We start from the raw sequence: 19,917 nt of genomic DNA, 5'->3' as shown, positions 1-19,917 counted from the left end.
CAGATCGGGTGCAAGGCCCCGCTGTCGGTCTGCACCGACAACGGCAAGCCGTCAGCGGCTACCTGTGTTGACCTGAGTGGCAATCAGAGCAGGCTTAAGCTCCGCCGCCTTTGATTAACGCTTCTCCAACGAGGAACTGAGTTCCTGCACTTTTCAGCCACCGAACTTGGTTGCACATTCATCTATTAAAGTCGCCATTTGACCCACCGGCGATGTCTCGCACTATCAATATCTAAAATAGAGAATTCCGAGCGCACCCGGTTCGCCTGATGTCTTGCTCTTCTTGGTGATCGCCGGCAGATCAATGTCCTTGACGTCCTTCCAGCCAAACCCTTGGAAAATGCCTTCGGCAAGACTAACAAAGCCCATGAATTTGCGTGACATGCGGTAGGCGATCGCGCCAAGTATTGCCACGATACCCAACCCACCCACGGCCCACATTTGCACGATACCCGTCCAATTATCTACAGAGTCAAAGAAAGCAATCGCGCCAGTTAGCAGGTACATAAACAGGAGCAGTGGTAGACAGACTTTCAGCCACAACCGCAGCGAAGCCTTGTAGTGCGCATATCTACCCCTACTGCAATGTGGATGCAGAGCCACGATCTTGTCGCTGATACGTCGTATGCCGTACCCCTGCCAAGTGTCACCCCATTGCTCGGCGACAACTTCGACTTCATCACCTTCGTCGAAGACTGACTGCCACACCCAGGCCTTGATGGGCTTACCGGCCAGATCGAACTCCAGAAGATCTGCCTCCTCAGTCGTATCCATTGCCATACCGCCTAAGCCAACAGCGATGCCGCCCAACCCTGCTAGCCCAGCCGCAATTGCCGTTGCACCCATTTTTTTTCGGTCGGAGTCGGTAAAGAAAAAGTCCTGGCTCCGACGTGTTTTACGCAAATTGGTGATGCGGCCGCGCAACAATTTTGCGGTCGCCGACGATGTCGCTTCAATAGTCATTCCGAACCCTCACTTGCCGTCAACCCAACGCTCTTGAGTGCCTTTTCGAATTCCTCATGCTGCTTGCCCGCTTCCCATGGAGGACTATTCGGCGACTTGCCAAACGTACATTTTTCAAACCAGCTCTGCAAATCGTTATCCGAGAAGTACCAGATCAGGACTTGAATCAGTGTGATTACCACAGCGACCTCCCAGCCTGCCATGAAGAGTGCAACTCGCCCAATAATTAGCAGCGCACCGCGCTCGCCAACGGTCAATACAACTTCTCCTGCTGCCACACCAACTGCTTCTCTGCCGGCGGCCTTGGCTGCGGCCGCCCGAGCAGCTGCCGTCGTACCTTCTTCGGCGGTTGTTGCCAGGTTGGTGATTCTTGCCGTCGCTCCGGCCATGCCTGCACTGGCTTTGCCTAGCCAAACGACACCGCGCCCACCGGTGATCCTCGCGATCAGTGGCGCGCTTGAAGTTAGAGCCGTCAAGAGGTTAGCGGCGGCAGCCGTAAATCCCAAACCGCTCTTAATGAAATAGAGTGACGCGAGGCAGATCTTGCTGTCCTGCGCTTGCGCCACACCTTTTTTCGCGTCGAAGAACGCGCCAATCGCTGCCGATGCGCCACCAAAATAACCGGTGATGGCCTTTAAATTAGCCGCAGTCTGGGCTGCATCTTTCGCCATCGCCGCCATTGCTTTACTGGAGGCTTGCAAACAGGCAGATGAAGCTGAAAATCCGCTCGCCACGAGCATCGCATAGTCTTCCCCACTCTTATCGACTTTTGCCAGACTCGCACCAAAGCCAAACAGCTCAATGATTGCCAACGTTCCGCCGATTCGAATCCCTGCCGCAGCTTCGGCGCCCTCGCTCGTCAGCCTGACGGCGTTCCACTTCGCCCGGAGCACGAGCCCCCTTTCATCCGAGGCCAAGGCCTCAAGCGTTTGTGCATAGGCCTCCGCAGCTTTCACGCCCTTTGCGCGCAACGCGCGGTAACCACTTTCCAGCTTGGCGCGCAACTTCGGCTCGACATTCGCCGATTCCTTGACCAAGCCCAAGGTGTCGGTCTGGCTAATGCCGACCCGCATCATAAGCGCGCCGCGTATCAGGAATGCTCCCGCGCAGTCGCTTACTTTACCCATCCCCGTCCACTTGAAAAGCGCATTGGCGATCGTAATGCTCAGCCGGTCGACTTGCAGTTTTTTTACGGCGCGCTCGGTAGCCGAGATCGCGTACTCGTGTTCCTTGACTTCGCCCATTTTTTCGCGAAATTCGACAAACGTTTTTAACTTCTCCAACGGCTTGGCGATCTTCTCGAGAATTTCCGCGATCTCCTCTGCGCGCGACGCTTTGTACGCCGTCGCCTTTTCGAGCAATTCCTTAATTTCCACTTTTGGTTGTTTCTGGTTGAACGCGAAGGCTCGCCAAACCAGACTCGTCGGCTGGGTGGGATCCATGTTGTTCACCAGATCGACCACGACCTGGGCGCCTTTCTCTTCAGACGGCAGCCCAGTAATCGCCTCGTTCACCACCCCCTCGAACGCAGCACCATTAGGAATGTCGTTCTCGTGGTAATCGTGAAGGGTCGCAAGCAACAGCGGTGCTTTCAGCCATGCGGCCACGTCCGCCGTACGGGCAGCCTGTAACTGGTTCACGGTAGCTTGCATAGATTGGAATGCGCCGCGAAACTGCTGGAACCTGGATTTGTTAAGCTTATCCAGATATTTCGGCCACTCTGCCTCGCCGATCTCTTTAGCCTCCGCCGGGCTGATCTTTCCCGCGTCCTCGATGTTCTTCTCCGACGCCGCTTCCTGTTCGGGCGACAGCATCGTCGGTATACCATCCATCGCGCCGGGCGAATTGATCATCGCTTCCCAACCTGCTTGACGAGCCGAACGCCAGCGGCTTTTAGAAGCAACTGCACCGTTCTTTACCGCAACCTCTGCCGCTTCGATCGACTGCAACGCATCAATCTCTTTGGGCAATTCCTGTACATAGCGTGTCATCATGACGGCAGCGTCGTTGCGATAACCGTTCAGTTCGTGCACGTTGCCGATGCCGTCCCAAAGTGCCAACAGCATTGGGGGATGATGCTTGCCCGCTTTGGTTTCTCCAACGCCATTCATCAGTTTCACAAGCGCGGTGCTTGCTGAAGCCGGTGTCGCCTGGCGTATATGCAACGGATAGCGCGTCGCTTCGTGTTTCAACACGTCCGCGTTGACACTGCCGTTCGGGTTGCTGACTTTCTGTTTTGGCAATTGCAACAACTTGGGATCGAAACCTGGCATGTACTCGACGACGGCATCGATGCTCTGTTCGGTCGCAACCGCAGCGTGTTCATCTTTTGCGCCTGTGATCCATTTCGCCGGCTCGATCCGTTGCATGCGCTGCGCACGAAGTGCCGCGTCGCCCGCATACAATTTGAAGATGTCCTTGTGCCATGGGTACTCGGAGAAGGCGATATAGACGTCGCCGCACTTTTCCGGACGTTCAATCGCGATAATGTCCATTGGCGCAGCGATGCTCTTCTGAGTGCAGGCGGGATGAATCGCCGGAGCAGTCATCAGTGGCAGAGGCTGCTTCCACAAGCGTCCATCCTCGGTTATCGTGTACGCTTCCCAGTAGTTGCTGCCACGCGGGCCCTTCGCATAGAAAAGGTAGAGCCACCCTTCGCGCAATGTGCGCAGACCGTAGTGATGCGCCGTCAGAGAAACATCCGTTACGCCTTTACCGCTAATTCCTGCTGGCAGTTTCGCCCCCACGGTCTGCGGTAGCACGGTGTAACGCACCGGAAGGATCGGCAAACCTGTCTTCTCGCAGTTAGCGCATTTTTGTTCGGTCGTTGCCATGATGATTTTTTGTGTTCGATTATTGGACGCAAGGTTCAGGGCCTTTCGCGCCGCCGCTACTCAATGGTTACGCTGTGCTTCGCGTGATCTTGGGCTCGCCGCATTCAGACCAGGCTTGAGATCAACTTGCACCCACAAGTCGTCTGGTCACCATGTCGCGCGATCGGGACACCGTTGTCCGTCATCGACTCGTCTCCCTCAACGATGACGTTGGGTTTCACATCCACGTGCTTTGGACAGGAGACTTCGTCACCCTTGCGAGCAACAAAGCGGCCGTCGAAAGACATGGTCTGCGATGCGGTGATCACCTTTCCGCCATGATCAGTATCGTCATCGAGACGAATGAGATTCATCATGGAGTCGTCTCCTTCCCTACCGTGAAACATTGCCAAACCTTATTGGTGTCCATCGCGTGCTCCACGAACGATTTACTTGTAACGGAAGTAATAGCGGCCGTAATTCGCAAGGGTATTGGTTCCGCGGTGCGCGCGTGACGTCTTGCGAAGGTTGATGTTTTCCACGTCCGGCCAGCCATAGGTTCTGAAAATAGCTTCGGCAAGCCGAACAAAGCCCATCATCTTTTGGGTGACACGGTAAAAAATAGTTGCAAAGACGACAAGAGCTGCCGCCATCGCGACGCCCATGAACGCGGCAAACGAAAGAAATTTGGCGCCGAAGTCTCCCGGCTTGTGCATCGCAAACACGCCGATTGCGTTGACGAACACGAAAGCCCAGAGCAAGGTTTTTGCCATGCTGCGATAGTGCTGCCTGCGGCCCGCGGTAGCATGCGGATAGACGGAAACGATATCGTCCCCCTCTCGCTTGATCGAATAGACGACGTATCGGCTTTCTCCTACCTTCTCGGCTACGACTTCTACAACATCCCCATTGCGCATCGGCAAGAGCCAAAGCCAGCCTTGCATCTGCATTCCGTCCAGTCGGAACTCGACCCAGTCGGCTTCCTCGTCCGCGTTGGACGCCATATTCACGAGTCCAATACCAGCTGCGCCAAAACCCATTGCGGCCGTACCCACGGCGGTTACGCCCACCGCATTTTGCTGGAATTGAGTGAGCACAAAATCATGAGTGCGCCGGGAGCGCTGCAGGTTGGCAATCGTCCCGCGCAGCAGTATCGGTTGAAGGTGAAATTTGGGTTCTTGCATAGCGTCTCGTGACCGCCCTTACGCCCGTGGGTCAACATTTATTTTGTATCGGAAGTAATGGCGCCCATAGTTCGACAAAGTATTCGTTCCCCTGTGTTCCCGTGAGGTCTTTCTCAGATCGATATTCTGGACGTCTGGCCAACCATAGGTTCTGAAAACTGCCTCGGCTAAGCGAACGAACCCCATCAGCTTCAGGGATGTCCGATAGAAAATGATGCCGAATACGATAAATCCGCCAACACCGATGGTGGCCATGGAAACCGTATAGGCGTAGAGGTCACTTGAAATTTCGCCCTTAAAGTACGTCCCGACGACGAGAATTGCGTAAAGGACAAAGAATGTCCACAGCATGATCTTCGTCATGTTTCGGTAGTGCGCCTTTCTGCCAGCGGTGGCATGCGGATACATCGCCACGATATCGTCGCCATCGCGCTTAACCGAATAGACGATGTAGCGATCGTCTGCCACCTTCTCTGCGACGACTTCGACTTCATCGCCGTTGCGCATTGGCAATAGCCACAACCAACCCTGCATTTTCTTGCCGTCGAGTTCAAACTCCACCCAGTCAGCTTCCTCGTCGGAGTTGGACGCCATACTGACGAGTCCCATACCGGCCGCACCCATACCCATCGCTGCCGCACCCAAGGCGGTAGCGCCGACCTGTCGTTGCTGCACCTGTGTCAATACGAAGTCGTGACTACGGCGTGAACGCTCCAGCTTCGTAATGGTGCCGCGTAGCAGGACGGTGGAGATGTGTTGTTCTTTGTTCTTCATGAGACCTTAGCCATGGCATCAGTAAATTCTTTGTCCTGTTCCAGGTTCTTTGTGTAGAGCGGAACGCTGTGATCGGTCACGCGATAAATGGTCTCCTGCCCAGTCCCGAAAGCGCACCGCGAACACCACGCCTCCAGTGCATCCGGAGTGAGCCAGTCAGCTAACGCCTGCAGCAAGATCAAACCGATTGTTGCTTCCCAACCCGCCAACATACCAATGGCGCGCAACCCCGCAATGATGGCAATGCGTTCAGATACCGCTTCAACTGCCGCAATCACTGCTTCTGTACCGTACCGAGACGCGATTTTCTTGAGCAACGGAGCTGATGTGCTGATGGCATCCAAGAGAATTGCCGTGCCTGATAGACCACCCGCAAGCGTCTTGATACCTAAAACTCCAACCACGTCAAATTGGTGTTTCAAAATCGCCGTATCTACATTTTCCCAATCTAGCCATGCTGAGACAAATGTACCAAAGCTGCTCAGACCTCCCCCCACCAGCTTCCAAGTCAGAGAGCGCGTCGAGTTTTTCAACACCGCGTAGTAAGGCGTCATGCTGATAGTAACGAGTGACGAGCATAGCGACGCGCCCGATTGCATCAGTTTGAGCTTGGTGTCCTTGTCCTGCGCTCCCGCGATGAGATGGACAAAATTAACGGCTTCCAGTAATCCGCTGACAACGGCGATACGCCCCATAAGAAGCGGTTTTCGGCTTTCGTCAGTGAGCTTGATCTTGTCCCAAGCCTCGTACAACTCTTTGGTCGCGTTAGGAGCCCCTTCAGGAGCTGGGCTGCGCAAAGCCGCGCGTGCCGTCAAAAGACGTTTGATCGTATCCAGGCGGCTTATTTTCTCGAGTTCGGCCTGTTTGCGAACCAGTGCGATTGCGTCCGCATAGGGCACGCCAGCGCGCTGCAATAGAATCGATTGAATGAATTTCTCGCCAACATAATCGCCAATCTGATTGATTCTGAATTTTGCAAAGATGGCATCACCGACGCTCATGCCGAACTGATCCGCGCCGAGGCGCTGGAATAATCCGGCAAGCGGCGTAATTTTCTTTGGGTCGGTCTCGAGCGCCGTTTGAGAGAGGCTTTTATAGTAGCCAACCAGTTTCTTGGTAGAAGCCGCAATCGATGCGAATGTTTCGAAGCCCGTTTCCAGCGGCGTAGCCTTATGCGCTTGCGCCGCCTTCAATGCCTGGCCGAGTTCCTGGCGGGCATCCATCTGATTCATTGCCACGACACGCCAGATCAAACTGCCGGGTTGAGTCGGATCCCATTGAGTGATCAAACCGTCCACAACCGCTTTACCCTTGGGAGTGGACGCCAAACCGGTCACAGCGTCGGAAACAATGGCTTCAAAAACCAGGGAGTCATGTGTGTCGCCGGGATGGCAGTCTTCGAGCGCGGCTAGCAGCAGTGGTGCGTTGACCCACTTCCCAACGTCGTCGCTGCGAGTCTCCTGCAATTGATAAACCGTCGATTGCAAACCTTCATAGTTCTTTCGAAAGGCCTCGATGTTGTCCCGCTTAAGTCGTGCTTCGTATGCCGACCACGCACGTGTCGTGCTGTCTTTAACGTTACGATCATGGAACCCGGGGCGCGCCTGAGCATAAGCACGCGCCTTGTTCATGATGTCGTCGCGATATACACCGGTGTAAGGCGCAGTCGAGCTTGCACTGCCCGCGCTGCTCATCCGTCCCATCTGAATCAGCTGGGTCTGATAGCTGCCCGGAATATTGTTGGCAGCCATCCAGTTCATGTCGTCGTAGTAGGCGTTGATTTGCGCCGTCCGTGCCGGGTCCGCACCGGCTAGCGCTCGCGCACGTTGCGCGGCCAGCGCGGTCTGCGCCTCCGGTCGGCCGAGCGGCGTCATTTCATGCGCTTGCCTCGCCATGCTCTCCTGGTTGTTAAGCGCTTGCTCCTGGCGAGACTGAACGACCTTGTGCGCAGTGTCGATATTGTGCATCGCCGTGACCTGCAGTGCGCGCTCGGTGACGTACTGATCGAACCACGATGCCGGATCGTTGCGAAATCCGTTCAGTTCGTGAGCATTTCCGATACCGTCCCACAATGCCAGCAGCATTGGTGGCCGATGCTTGCCGTCTTCCGTCTCGCCAACGTAGTTCATCACTTTAACGAGCGAACCACTCGCCGATGCAGGGGTGGCTTGCCGGACGTGCAAAGGGTACCGCGTCGCTTCCTTCCTCACCCATTCCGCTTTGTAATTGCCGCTCTCATCGCTCAGCGCCGCATTTTTCGGTTCCAGCAATCGCTGCGGTTCGAGTAGTTTCGGATCCAGGCCCGGCATGTATTCGACGACATCGTCGATGCTCGCCTCGGTCGCAAGCACGGCATGTCCGTTTTCGTCTTTGCTGCCCTTGATCCACCTCGCCGGCTCGATCCACTGCATTCGCTTATTTCGCAATGTCTCGTTGTCTGCGTACTGTTTGAAGATATCGCTATGCCAGGTGATTTCCGAAAACGCGATATAGACGCGACCCGTACATTTCTCCGGCTGCTCGATCGCAATCAGGTCCATCGGGACGGCAATGCGTTTTTGCGCGCAAGCGGGGTGTGTAGTTGGGGTAGTTGTGAGTGGCAACGTTTGCTTCCACAGGCGACCATCCTGCGTGACCTTATAAGCCTCCCAGTAGTTACTACCGCGCGCGCCCTTGACGTAAAATAGGTATAGCCAGCCTTCACGCAACGTGCGCAATCCGTAGTGATGCTCATGCAACTCGATATTCGTGACGCCTGTGCCGCTGATACCGCCGGGGAGCTTGGCAGAAACGGTTTTCGGGAGCACGGTATAGCGCACCGGCAAGATGGGCAAGCCAGTCTTTTTGCAATTAGCGCAGTGTTGTTCGGTCGGATCCATACACTCTTTTCGTACTCTGAGGGCCCACAAATGGGTTTAGGTCGATTACCGTGCTGCTGAAGAAAGCGACTTTTCGTTAAACCAATTACCGCGCTGGATTTCTCCTATGTCGTCCGGAGTCAATTCGCTGATAGCCGCCGTATAAAAGTCGTCCGGTTCTCTCTGTTGCAATGCCCGCGTCACTTTCGGATGTCGATCGAATAGCGGATGCCAGGCTAGCGCATGACCGATGAACGCGATGATGTCATCGCGATCGTTCAAACCATATTGCTCCGCGCGCGCGGCGCTAGCGACCGCGGCCTCGACCTCCTGCGGATCGGGCTGCCGCTCCACGGCCAGCATATGCAGGCCGAGTGCCCGATTGATCAGCCCGTGACGATGAGTTGCCTGCCACTGTGCATCGGTTAGCGTCAGATCGGCTGGTGACGTATCCGTGCTCGTGTAAATGCAGGGCTTGCCGCACGCATCCAATGCGTGCCACGCGCTCACCGGTCCTAGCAGCGCTTGTCGCTGGCCGGGTGACAACATCGGCCAAAGCAGACTGAGCGCTCGCGAGTCGTAAAAGCGCAATGCGCATTGGCGCCCGCGGTTATCCGCCTGCAATATTTGTTGTGACCAGTAAGCGGCGACGACGTCCGCCGGCCCGTTGCTGACCAGCCAGCCGCCGATACGCTGACCGAGGCCTTGGGCTATCGAGTCCGGATGCCGGTCTTCGAATGCAAGGCGTACGCTTTCCGTCAGCAATTCCACGCCGGCCGGAGTCGAGAGATTGAGTTCGACGAGGTAGGGACGGTGCTCATCAGGAAACGCTCCGTGCGCAATCGTTACGATCGCGTGCGGTTGTTCGGAGACAGGAATCTCTTGTTCCAGGCTCTCCGGGAAACCGAGTCGACTTGGATCGACCACGACCAGACAATGCGTATCAGGGCGTTGGCTGAAGTACGCCCTCAGCATGCCGACGGTCTGGTCGACGGCTGAAACTTCAACCCCTTGCTCTTTCGTATTGGCCGCGACGCGCGGCGCACTAGCGTTGCGATAGTTCAACGATTCCATGGTCGCCTCAATCCAGAATGACGCTGGACGCACTGTCCGCCGATGCCGCCGCGGTCTTCCACGAACACCCCTTTACGACGCTAGTGAGGGGCGAAGGAATTCGCATCGATGCGGGGCCGGGTTTGTCCCATGCCGCGCATTTTTCGAGGATCTTGCCCGTCGTCCCGTTCTCGATCCCGTCGGGCGTGATCTTGATATACGATCCGCCTGCGCCGATCCAGACTTCCTTGTCGGCCGACAGCACGAGCTTGCCTTCGCTGCTGGTGATCGTAAAATCCCTGAGCGCGGCAAGCGTCATCTCATCGCTTAGCGCCTTGATTTCGACTTTGCCCTTGGCCGCAAACAACTTCATTCCGGCGTTCTGCACGAAGAGGCTGATTTTCTCGGATACGCTTGCGAGCAACGACTTGCCCGTTGCGATGTGAGTACTTTGCCCACTTACGATGTTCACATGCTGATTAGCGGTGATCTGAGTCGAGTCCTGCGTCGACAGGCCCAAACCTGCGGGACTCGCCACCAGCATGATCGGTGTCGAGAAACCGTTAGCGTTGCCTGTGCCACCGCCCGCCGTGTGGCCACCGGATCCGCTGCTGCCGGACGTGCTGTATTGGGTAGCATCAGTGAACTTCTTAAGTGCGTTCTGACCGTCCTCGAGACTTTCTGCCTGATTCGCGCTACTTGCCTCAGACAGCATCTCGACCACGCTTTCCGCGCTGACCAGTTGTTTGTTCGCCTGGCTCACATCGAGCGGCTGGTTGACCGTGGCGGAATAGGTCGACACGTACAAACCTTGACCTGCACGGATTGCGCCGTAGGCATCCGATTTCAGATCGAAGCCATTACCGAGAAACGCACCGCGACTGTTATCCGTCTGCTGCACAAGATAACCGAGGTGCAATTGCGAATTTGCGCTGCTACTGTAGAGTTGCACGCGGTTCTGACCCGTGGCATCGTCCATTACCATCTGGTTGTAACCGGTGCCGCCGTACTCTTTCGAGCGGTAGCCAGACAGCAAACCATTGGAATGCCATTGCGGCTTTGTCGCGCCGTTATAGAGCCGCGATATGACAACCGGTCTGTCGCAATCACCGCCGACGTAATCGATAAGCACTTCTTCACCGACTCGCGGCATGTGAACTCCGCCGTAGCCGCTCCCGGTGTCCGCTTGTGCCGCGCGCACCCAACATGAAGCCTGTTCATCGCCGCTGTTCAAGCGGTCCCAGATGAACTGCACCTTGATGCGATTCAGCTCGTCGGTATAGACCTCTTCACCGCTTGGGCCGACGACGATCGCCGACTCGAGATGCGTCTGCGGCTTCCGGTGTTCGAATGGACTGCGGTACGGGACCGTCGTGCGCTGAGCTTCTATCTCCACGCGATAAAACCCTTCCGATCCATCCGCGTGCGGCACCTTGAATGTGCTAACGCCCGCGTGGGTTTCGCGCACCTGCAGCAGTGTTGTTTGCAAACTGTTCGGAAAGCCAGCCGCCGGGCCGCCGATCGGCAAATTGTTTTCGATTACCCACGCGGTCTCGATCACGGCGAATTCTTTCTGATCGGCCGCGTCTCGGTCGTGATCGGGATGGCCGGTCAGCGTAAAGCGCAGTCCGGCGTCGATCCCTCGCAACCCACCCTCGCCATGGAAGCGCTTCGCGCGTGATTCCCATTCCTCCATCCGCAATTTGGACAGTTGGTCGCCGCGATCTTGCTTCGGGTAGGTGTATGCGCCCGTGTACTCATACACTTCAGCCTGATCCGGCAACGAGCCCTGGTTGGGCATGGTCGGTACGTTGGTGCCTTTCGGGTTGAACTGAGTTGAGGGACTTTTGTAGTCGAATGTACGCGTGGTGAGCGTTGTACTCTGCAACGTGCGCGTGCCCGACCACTGCGTCAACGCGTCAGTCTCGCTGCCGGTGCCCGCCCGGTAGAACTTGACCGCTTCCGGAGACATGCCTTTCGCGGTCGCCAACCTGTCCGTGATGACCAGCGTATGCGATTTGCCGTCCTGCGCCTGTTGCCAGAGACCAAACAGACCTTCCGACTCCAGCAGCCGGTGCGCGAAGTTCCAGTCGTCTTCATCCTGACGGCAGTATGAACGGGACGGCAGCGGCTGTGACAAGGCGAACTGAAACATCCCTTGCGCCTGCGGATGCGCATTGAATACGTCCGTCACGATTTCGTCTACGCTCTTGTCCTGCCAGATGCGCTGGTCGCGGCGAAACTTCAGGAAGTGCATCCACGACGCGAAGCCCAATTGATAGCTTGTGAGCCCACTATCCGATCCGAGGCGCCGTGCGGTGTGCACATAGCCGTTGTGCGGCAGATAGGACTTGTCGGCCTGCTGGATCCACAGTGTGACCGGCTGTGCGATCAGGGTTTTGAGCTCGACGGTGCTCGACGTGGATACCACGTCGACGGTGAATTCGAAATGACGGCCAATACGCGAACGGCCTACCGCACGCTGCGGCACCAGTGCGTTTGTCCCCAGCGGCGTATCCAGTTTAAGCAGGCGGTCTTGCTGAATTAATCCGCCCGTGATGGCGCTTATCCCGTCTTGCGTACTCATCGCGAATCCTTTCGTTTTTCACTTTCTTATGGATGGAAGGCCGATCCGGCTATTGCGGTCAGTCTAATAAAGACCGACGGGGCAATCAGAAACTTTGCCGGATGCAATTCCAATCTGTTAAATGCATCAATTGCAGCTTGTCAAATCCGTGCCAAACGCTGATCCGCATTGGTTTCGAATGGAATATGCAAATGGCATCACGCGGCGCCACACGCGAAGCTCGCAGCATTATCCGCGATAATACAAAAGGTAAGACGAAAGCGGCAATCCAAACTGGGAAATCAATTGTTAAACCGGTAGTTATTGCGGGAAGATGATCCCCGTATCCACTGGTGGGGAATTTTTACTTTGCCCGTCGGCGTTAGAGAGATGAGCCAGCGAGTTATGTCTCGGTTTTCTGTCCTGGACTAGGTCGGCGTCAAAGCGATACGCTAACCGGAGACGAAATTACAATTCGGCCATGCAGAAGAATTTCATGTCTGTCTGCTTAACGAAGCAGGAGACGGAAAGTTGGCCGCCTTCGTCAAGAAAGGTCATGTAGTGTCGATGATACTCAGCTTGCCACCTCGCACGAATGGGCGTCGATTGCAGCTCCGAGCGGGAAGGCGATTGAAACTGAAGTAATTTCGAATGGAATCATGTCGTATCACGAAAGAACAGTGAATTCCGCCAATAGCGCTTCGACAGTGAATCTTCGCAAAAGTCGTGAGAAAATAGCGGAAATTCGGCAAGACGAAGCGCTGTAACGGATTTTATTGAGGGATGCATTTGTCGAAATGTCGAGGCGCACAAATATGCTTAGCCCTCCAACCGGACGCGGAAAGAATGAAAAATTTGTGATTGTTTTCTTGATGGCGCTGTCTGTTGCCAGTGTCTGGCGACTGAGGGGGTGTCGTTGCACTATCTTGGTATGCACACCCCAAGAAAAACGCAAGTTACGTCAGCGCGCGTCACAAAATGCTCAAAGGTGGGTGGACTGCATACTACGCAAAGGATGCGCTTCAAGGTTCGCGCAGCTACGCTTCCGCCCTCTCCTTGCCGGATGAAATCTGCGTCCGACTCGTGAAACTGCAACAGCGTCTCGCGCACCGGATACTTCGCGTGATCCAGCGACGACAGGTCGAAATCGAGCGCGCGCGCAAACGCCGGACTCTTTTTCTGCCATTCGCCCAGCAGCTTCTCGATCACATCGGACACGCTCAGCGTGCGGAAGATGGGCGTATTGGTCCGCCCCTCCAGCACCGATAACGTCTCGCGCAGGGTCAACTGTTAGGTCGCCAGCGCCCCGTCCGACTAGCCCGCGCGCGCGTCGGTGACGATCGCGCAGATCGGGTGCAAGGCGCCACGGTCGGTGACCATCTGCACCGACAGCGGTAACGTTCAGCGGCTACCCGTGTCGACCTGACTCGCTATCAATCGACCGCCGCAGGCGAGTTCGTCGCCATCACACGCGGCCTCCTTGCCGTCGAGCATGACCTTGCCCGAAACCTTGGAAATCGAAGTAATGCCGTGGATCTCGCACATTGCGGCGTCACCCAGACGGGCGATGGGTTGCCCGCCAGTTTTCGAGTTCGACGCGCCCGACGTCACATGCCCGCCGTGGCTATGGGAAGCGGGAGAATACTTTAATATGATGTCGGCGGAATGAAACTCGATGGCTGCTTTAGTGCGTGATCGCCGGTGCGGACGAAAATGGATCGGTGAAAAATCTTCAACAAAGGCGTCTATGAGATACCGCGGGACGCGGACAGTCCGAACTATAAAAAAGACCCGTAAGCTTCTCAACTTACGGGCCCTATATTCTTACGGCATGCGTTTTATCTCAGCAGCGTTCGGCCATCAAACATCAATATTCCCCGCCCGCAACGCATTCGACTCAATGAAAGCCCTACGCGGCTCCACATCATCCCCCATGAGCGTAGTGAAAATGCCATCAGCCGCAATAGCATCCTCAATCTGCACCCTCAGCAAACGACGCACAGTCGGATCCATCGTTGTCTCCCAAAGCTGCCCAGGGTTCATCTCACCGAGACCCTTATAGCGCTGCTTCGAGATGTTGCGTTCAGCATCAGCCAGCAACCACTTCATCGCCGACTTAAAGTCAGTAACAGCCATACTCCGCTCGCCACGTTTAATGACAGCGCCAGTCCCAATCAACCCCTTAAACGTATTAGCGGTATTGATCAGCTGTTGATAGTCAGCAGTGAGCTGAAAATCCTGATCCAACACAGAAATCTTCTGATTCCCATGATGCGTCCTCGCAACCCGCAGCGAGCGCAGTTCACGCACAGGGTCATACATCGTCGTAACCTTAACTTCAGGCTTCAACGGATCATCCCTTAGCTTCGCTTCCAGAGCCTTGGCGGACGCATCAGCCGCTTCCTCGCTGGACAGGTCGATCGCAATCCCATCCATGATGGCCTCGAGCGCCCCAGCGTCATACAACCGGCTCAACCGATTAACAACCGCCTGAGCCAGCAAATAAGCCCGGGCCAACTCACCCAAAGCATCGCCTGTAATCGGAGTCGAACCTTCAGAAGCCGACAACTCCGACCCCTGCAGCGCCAGCTTCAGAATGTGAGCATTAACCTCAGCCTCATCCTTCAAATACCGCTCATCCTTCCCGGCCTTGATCTTAAACAGCGGCGGCTGCGCGATATAGATATACCCACGCTCGATCATCTCCGGCATTTGCCGATAGAAGAACGTCAACAACAGCGTCCGAATGTGCGCACCGTCAACGTCAGCATCGGTCATGATGATGATGCGGTGATAACGCAGCTTATCGAGGTTGTAGTCTTCCTTACCAATCCCGCAGCCGAGCGCCGTAATCAGCGTCACAATCTGCTCCGAAGAAAGCAGCTTGTCATACCGCGCCTTCTCCACATTCAGCACCTTGCCGCGCAGCGGCAAAATCGCCTGAAACTTCCGATCCCGGCCCTGCTTCGCCGACCCGCCTGCCGAGTCACCCTCGACGATATAAATCTCGGACTTCGCCGGGTCTTTCTCCTGGCAATCTGCCAGCTTCCCAGGCAGACCCACGCCGTCGAGCACACCCTTGCGACGCGTCATCTCACGCGCCTTCCGAGCCGCATCCCGCGCGCGCGCCGCATCGACAATCTTGCTGCAAATAATCTTCGCGTCATTCGGCGTCTCAAGCAGAAACTCTTCGAGCGCCTTCGCGACCACGTCTTCCACCGGCGCGCGCACTTCCGACGACACCAGCTTGTCCTTCGTCTGCGCGCTGAACTTCGGCTCCGGCACCTTCACCGACAGCACGCACGACAACCCTTCACGCATATCGTCGCCAGAAGTCTCAACCTTCGCCTTCTTCGCGACTTCGTGATCGTTGATGTACTTGTTCAACACGCGCGTCATCGCGGCACGCAACCCGGTCAAGTGCGTCCCGCCATCACGCTGCGGAATGTTGTTCGTGAAGCACAGCACGTTTTCGTTGTAGCTGTCGTTCCACTGCATCGCCACTTCCACGCCCACGCCGTCTTTCTCGCCGCTGATGTGGAAAATGTTCGGGTGCAGCACGGACTTGTTCTTATTGATGTACTCGACAAAGCCCTTCACGCCGCCCACGAACGCGAAATCTTCTTCCTTGCCGGTGCGCTGGTCGGTCAGCTTGATTCGCACGCCGTTATTCAGGAACGACAGTTCGCGAATCCGCTTGGCCAGAATGTCGTAGTGATATTCGATGTTGCCGAAAATCGTCTCGTCGGCGAGGAAGTGCACTTCGGTACCGCGGTTCTCGGTCTCGCCGGTGACTTGGATCGGCGAAACAGCCACGCCGTCGATCTCTTCGATAATGCGGTTCTGCGGCACGCCACGGTGGAATTCCATGAAGTGCTTCTTGCCGTCGCGGCGAATGGTCAAACGCAGCCACGCCGACAGCGCGTTCACGCACGACACGCCCACGCCGTGCAGGCCGCCGGACACCTTGTAGCTGTTCTGGTCGAACTTGCCGCCGGCGTGCAGCTCGGTCATCACGATTTCAGCGGCGCTGCGCTTCGGATCGTGCTTGTCGTCCATCTTCAGACCGGTCGGCACGCCGCGGCCGTTGTCGGTGATGGAAATGGAGTTGTCCGCGTGAATGATCACCTGGATGTCGTTGCAATGCCCCGCCAACGCTTCGTCGATGGAGTTGTCCAGCACTTCGAATACGAGGTGATGCAGACCGGTCCCGTCCGATGTATCCCCGATGTACATCCCGGGCCGCTTGCGCACCGCCTCCAGACCTTCGAGGATCTGAATCGAGGATGCGCCGTAGCTGTTGTCGGGTTGCGAATTGTTCGTTTCAGTCATGGATTTTTTCCGGTTCTGCGTTGCTGCAAGGTTGCTGCTCGGGACTTTTCAAATCACCATAAAAACGCCAAAGGGGCGCTGCGCCCCTTGGTGTGTTCTTTGGTGTTGGACGCGTTAGATGCGCATCGGCATCACGACGTATTTGAATTCGTCGTTCTCGGGAATCGTGATCAACGCGCTGGAGCTGGCGTCGCCCAGGCTCACTTGCAACGTGTCGACCTTCAGGTTCGCGAGCACGTCGAGCAGATACGTGACGTTGAACCCGATATCGACGCTGTCGCCGTCGTATGCGATTTCCAGTTCTTCCTGCGCCTCTTCCTGATCGGCGTTGGTCGACATGATCTTCAACTGGCCCGGCTCGATAATGCAGCGCACGCCCTTGAATTTGTCCGAGGTCAGAATCGCGGCGCGTTGCAGCGAGCGCTGCAGTTCTTCACGGCCGATCACGAACTGATTCTTGTGCGACTTCGGAATCACGCGCTGGAAGTCGGGGAATTTGCCTTCCACCAGCTTCGACACCAGTTCAACCTGGCCAAACGTAAACTTGACCTGCGTCTGCGCGATGTCGATCTTCAGCGTGTCGTCGATATCTTCCAGCAGGCGCTGGAGTTCCAGAATCGTCTTGCGCGGAATGATCACTTCCTGACGCTGGAACGAGCCTTCGATCTTCATGGACGAGAACGCCAGACGGTGGCCGTCCGTTGCGACCGCCATCAGCTGGTCGCCGTCCACCACCAGCAGCATGCCGTTCAGGTAATAGCGGATGTCCTGCTGGGCCATCGAAAAATGGACCATACCGAGCAACTGGCGGAACGTCTTTTGGGGAACCACGAGGTTCGCGCCGTAGTCTTTAGCTTGCGCGACCGTCGGGAATTCGTCCGCGGCGAGCGTTTGCAGCGCAAAGCGGCTCTTGCCGGATTGCACGGTCAAACGCTTGTCGTTCAGCGTGAGCGTGACCTGCCCGTCGGGCATGGCGCGCAGAATGTCGAGGAGCTTTCTCGCTGCCACCGTGGTCGCCACCGAATCGCCGCCCACGCCGAAATCGGCACGCGTGGTGATCTGCAACTCGAGGTCGGTGGACAGGAACGACACATCGGGGCCGTTCTTGGTAATCAGCAAATTGGCGAGGATCGGCAACGTATGGCGGCGTTCGACGATGCCGCTCACAGTTTGCAGCGGCCTGAGGAGGTTATCGCGTTCGGTCTTGACCAGTTGCATAGAGTTCCTTCGTTGATATAACGGCCTGCGCGCCTTGCCAGGCAAGCTTTCTCGCGCGCAGCCACGACTCCCCGCCGGCGCCACGCTGCGCCTGTCACGGCGTGAAATCCGCCCGCGGCCGCCGGGCGGTTAAACCTGTATTGTGCCTGAAAACGGAACCGCCTCACTAAAATGGGGGCGAGTTTGGAAATAAACAGGTCGTTTTTTCCAGACAGACCGCTCAGCCCTTCAGCGTCTGCTCCAGCACGTGCAGTTCGTGGTTCAGTTGCGCGTCCTTGCTGCGCTCGTCGGCAATTTTGCGCACCGCGTGCAGCACGGTGGTGTGGTCGCGTCCGCCGAACAGTTCGCCGATTTCCGGCAAGCTCTTCTGGGTCAGCTCTTTCGCCAGATACATGGCGATCTGCCGCGGCCGCGCGATGTTCGCGGGGCGCTTCTTCGAATACATGTCCGCGACCTTGATGCTGTAAAAGTCAGCCGTGGTCTTCTGGATGTTTTCCACCGAAATCTGCCGGTTCTGCACCGTCAGCAGGTCTTTCAGCGCTTCTTTGGTGACTTCGATCGTGATTTCGCGGCCGTGGAACTTCGAGTACGCGAGGATCTTGCGCAGTGCGCCTTCGAGTTCACGCACGTTCGAACGCAAGTGTTTCGCGACGAAGAACGCGACGTCTTCATTCAGGCTCACGAACTCGGATTGCGCCTTGCGCATCAGAATCGCGACGCGCATTTCCAGCTCGGGCGGCTCGATCGCCACGGTCAGGCCGGAGTCGAAGCGCGAGATCAACCGGTCGTCGATACCCGAAATTTCCTTCGGATACGTGTCGCTGGTAATGATCACCTGCGCCTTGTTCGCGACCAGCGCTTCGAACGCGTAGAAGAATTCTTCTTGTGTGCGCGACTTGCCTGAAAAGAATTGAATATCGTCGATCAGCAGCAGGTCGAGCGAGTGATAGTAGCGCTTGAAATCGTCGAACGCCTTGCGCTGGTAGGCCTTCACCACGTCGGACACGTACTGCTCCGCGTGGATGTAGCGAATCCGCGCGCCGGCCTTATCCATTAGAAGCTGGTTGCCGATCGCGTGGATCAGGTGGGTCTTGCCGAGGCCCACGCCGCCATACAGAAACAGCGGGTTGTACGAGATACCGGGGTTGTCCGCGACCTGAATCGCCGCGGCGCGTGCCAACTGGTTGGCCTTACCGGTCACGAAGTTGTCGAAGGTCAGAACCGGGTTCAGCTTGGAGCGCTCGTACATCGAGTCGGTCTCGCCGTTGCCGTTCGAGCTGGCGCTTTGGCCCGGTCGCCACGTGCGGCGGGCGGCTGCCGCTTCGTTCGCGTCGAGGCTTGGCAGATCGAGGTCGGCGGAATCGTCAGCGGCCGCGGCGCGCGCGTTCGCATTTTGTTCAGCTGCGGCGCGGGCATTGGCGTTGAGATTGGCCATCGCGTTGTTCGCGCCGTTCGTACCAGCGGCGCGCGCGGCCTGCGCCGCTTGCACGGCGCCGACGGCTGCGTCCACCGCGGCACCATTGCCGGCGCTGCCGCCCATCGAGCCAGGCGCGGAAGCCGGACGCGCAGAAGCCGGGGCCGGCGCGGCTGCGGCAGGGGCACGCATGCCGGCTTTCGGGTCGAGCACGAATTGGACGTCGACGGGAGCCTGCCAGAAATCGCGGGCCATATCCGCGATGCGGCCGGAGAACTGGCTCTTGACCCAGTCGAGCTTGAAGCGGTTCGGCGCGGCGATGCTGAGCGTGTTCGCAGCGGCGTCGAAGGCGACCGGGGCCAACGGTTTGATCCACGTCACGTACTGCTGGGGCGTCAGCTCGCGCTCCAGCAATGCGGAACAGTGTTGCCAGAAATCGTTCATCGAGTTGCTGTCGTTATGGTGTGCACGGCGGTTGCCGCTGCCCCTGTCGCGCGCACGCAACAAGGCCCTGAGCAGCCAGGCTAACCAGGCGTAATGGCTCCAGGCGCTTGTGCCACAAGGGTTTGCGGGGCAAGCGAGCCGGAGCGGCGTGCAGGATTTTTGGGAAGTAAGGCGAGATTCTAACGCCAAAACGGACCCGCAAGGGAGTTATCCACAGGGACGGATCACGAGGCTTGCTCTTCATGGAGCCGGCCCGAACCAGGCTAAACTATTGACGGTCAACGAAAAACCGGTTTAA

Annotated in this window: 14 protein-coding genes; 1 reads left to right on the top strand and 13 read right to left on the bottom strand. The window is 56.9% G+C overall.

Features of this window, described 5'->3' with window-relative positions; genetic code table 11:
* Nucleotides 1-225: 225 nt before the first annotated feature.
* From BPHYT_RS00065 to BPHYT_RS00030, 8 genes are all read right to left on the bottom strand, one after another.
* Complete coding sequence (locus BPHYT_RS00065) at nucleotides 226-963, bottom strand: putative type VI secretion system effector (RefSeq protein ID WP_012431124.1); 738 nt, start codon at nucleotides 961-963, stop codon at nucleotides 226-228.
* Entirely contained in the window at nucleotides 960-3,797 is a 2,838-nt protein-coding gene (locus BPHYT_RS00060; RefSeq protein ID WP_012431123.1) for a T6SS effector BTH_I2691 family protein, read from the bottom strand. Before BPHYT_RS00060 ends, BPHYT_RS00065 begins: the two co-directional genes overlap by 4 nt.
* 104 nt (nucleotides 3,798-3,901) lie before the next feature.
* Complete coding sequence (locus BPHYT_RS00055) at nucleotides 3,902-4,153, bottom strand: PAAR domain-containing protein (protein ID WP_012431122.1); 252 nt, start codon at nucleotides 4,151-4,153, stop codon at nucleotides 3,902-3,904.
* A gap of 72 nt (nucleotides 4,154-4,225) precedes the next feature.
* Nucleotides 4,226-4,960 carry a putative type VI secretion system effector gene (locus tag BPHYT_RS00050; protein WP_012431121.1) on the bottom strand — a complete coding sequence of 245 codons (735 nt, stop codon included), beginning with the start codon at nucleotides 4,958-4,960 and terminating at the stop codon, nucleotides 4,226-4,228.
* Between the two features lie 18 nt (nucleotides 4,961-4,978).
* Nucleotides 4,979-5,734 carry a putative type VI secretion system effector gene (locus BPHYT_RS00045; RefSeq protein WP_012431120.1) on the bottom strand — a complete coding sequence of 252 codons (756 nt, stop codon included), beginning with the start codon at nucleotides 5,732-5,734 and terminating at the stop codon, nucleotides 4,979-4,981.
* On the bottom strand, nucleotides 5,731-8,613 hold the full coding sequence (locus BPHYT_RS00040) for a T6SS effector BTH_I2691 family protein (protein ID WP_012431119.1): 2,883 nt from the start codon (nucleotides 8,611-8,613) through the stop codon (nucleotides 5,731-5,733). Before BPHYT_RS00040 ends, BPHYT_RS00045 begins: the two co-directional genes overlap by 4 nt.
* A 45-nt stretch (nucleotides 8,614-8,658) precedes the next feature.
* Complete coding sequence (locus tag BPHYT_RS00035) at nucleotides 8,659-9,666, bottom strand: DUF4123 domain-containing protein (protein WP_012431118.1); 1,008 nt, start codon at nucleotides 9,664-9,666, stop codon at nucleotides 8,659-8,661.
* Nucleotides 9,667-9,673: 7 nt separating this feature from the next.
* Nucleotides 9,674-12,232: a type VI secretion system Vgr family protein gene (locus tag BPHYT_RS00030; protein WP_012431117.1), complete on the bottom strand. Its 2,559-nt coding sequence runs from the start codon at nucleotides 12,230-12,232 to the stop codon at nucleotides 9,674-9,676.
* A gap of 101 nt (nucleotides 12,233-12,333) precedes the next feature.
* Between BPHYT_RS00030 and BPHYT_RS37995 the strand changes: the two genes are divergently transcribed.
* Entirely contained in the window at nucleotides 12,334-12,549 is a 216-nt protein-coding gene (locus tag BPHYT_RS37995; RefSeq protein WP_148225053.1) for a hypothetical protein, read from the top strand.
* Between the two features lie 583 nt (nucleotides 12,550-13,132).
* On the opposite strand, the gene BPHYT_RS00025 is transcribed toward BPHYT_RS37995, so the two are convergent.
* The 5 genes from BPHYT_RS00025 to dnaA all read right to left on the bottom strand — a co-directional run bounded on the left by BPHYT_RS00025 (nucleotide 13,133) and on the right by dnaA (nucleotide 19,619).
* Nucleotides 13,133-13,498: a contractile injection system protein, VgrG/Pvc8 family gene (locus BPHYT_RS00025; protein ID WP_083772024.1), complete on the bottom strand. Its 366-nt coding sequence runs from the start codon at nucleotides 13,496-13,498 to the stop codon at nucleotides 13,133-13,135.
* 114 nt (nucleotides 13,499-13,612) lie between these two features.
* On the bottom strand, nucleotides 13,613-14,017 hold the full coding sequence (locus BPHYT_RS39400; protein WP_012431116.1) for a PAAR domain-containing protein: 405 nt from the start codon (nucleotides 14,015-14,017) through the stop codon (nucleotides 13,613-13,615).
* A 54-nt stretch (nucleotides 14,018-14,071) separates the two neighbouring features.
* On the bottom strand, nucleotides 14,072-16,543 hold the full coding sequence (gyrB, locus tag BPHYT_RS00015; RefSeq protein ID WP_012431115.1) for a DNA topoisomerase (ATP-hydrolyzing) subunit B: 2,472 nt from the start codon (nucleotides 16,541-16,543) through the stop codon (nucleotides 14,072-14,074).
* A gap of 114 nt (nucleotides 16,544-16,657) precedes the next feature.
* Nucleotides 16,658-17,761 (bottom strand): DNA polymerase III subunit beta, encoded by a 1,104-nt coding sequence (gene dnaN, locus BPHYT_RS00010; protein WP_007180118.1) that lies wholly within the window; start codon nucleotides 17,759-17,761, stop codon nucleotides 16,658-16,660.
* Nucleotides 17,762-17,981: 220 nt separating this feature from the next.
* Nucleotides 17,982-19,619, bottom strand: a complete 1,638-nt coding sequence (dnaA, locus tag BPHYT_RS00005) for a chromosomal replication initiator protein DnaA (protein WP_012431114.1) — start codon at nucleotides 19,617-19,619, stop codon at nucleotides 17,982-17,984.
* Nucleotides 19,620-19,917 lie beyond the last annotated feature (298 nt).

This window comes from Paraburkholderia phytofirmans PsJN (assembly GCF_000020125.1).
Lineage (GTDB): Bacteria > Pseudomonadota > Gammaproteobacteria > Burkholderiales > Burkholderiaceae > Paraburkholderia > Paraburkholderia phytofirmans.
This window is presented reverse-complemented; position numbering and strand designations above follow the sequence as displayed.

Bases quoted from the DNA above. Each gene is read 5' to 3' on its own strand.
- BPHYT_RS00035 (WP_012431118.1), bottom strand. From the start codon at position 9,666: ATGGAATCGTTGAACTATCGCAACGCTAGTGCGCCGCGCGTCGCGGCC.
- BPHYT_RS00065 (WP_012431124.1), bottom strand. From the start codon at position 963: ATGACTATTGAAGCGACATCGTCGGCGACCGCAAAATTGTTGCGCGGC.
- dnaA (WP_012431114.1), bottom strand. From the start codon at position 19,619: ATGAACGATTTCTGGCAACACTGTTCCGCATTGCTGGAGCGCGAGCTG.
- BPHYT_RS37995 (WP_148225053.1), top strand. From the start codon at position 12,334: ATGCAATTCCAATCTGTTAAATGCATCAATTGCAGCTTGTCAAATCCG.
- BPHYT_RS00045 (WP_012431120.1), bottom strand. From the start codon at position 5,734: ATGAAGAACAAAGAACAACACATCTCCACCGTCCTGCTACGCGGCACC.
- BPHYT_RS00050 (WP_012431121.1), bottom strand. From the start codon at position 4,960: ATGCAAGAACCCAAATTTCACCTTCAACCGATACTGCTGCGCGGGACG.
- BPHYT_RS00030 (WP_012431117.1), bottom strand. From the start codon at position 12,232: ATGAGTACGCAAGACGGGATAAGCGCCATCACGGGCGGATTAATTCAG.
- BPHYT_RS00060 (WP_012431123.1), bottom strand. From the start codon at position 3,797: ATGGCAACGACCGAACAAAAATGCGCTAACTGCGAGAAGACAGGTTTG.
- BPHYT_RS00055 (WP_012431122.1), bottom strand. From the start codon at position 4,153: ATGATGAATCTCATTCGTCTCGATGACGATACTGATCATGGCGGAAAG.
- BPHYT_RS00040 (WP_012431119.1), bottom strand. From the start codon at position 8,613: ATGGATCCGACCGAACAACACTGCGCTAATTGCAAAAAGACTGGCTTG.
- gyrB (WP_012431115.1), bottom strand. From the start codon at position 16,543: ATGACTGAAACGAACAATTCGCAACCCGACAACAGCTACGGCGCATCC.
- dnaN (WP_007180118.1), bottom strand. From the start codon at position 17,761: ATGCAACTGGTCAAGACCGAACGCGATAACCTCCTCAGGCCGCTGCAA.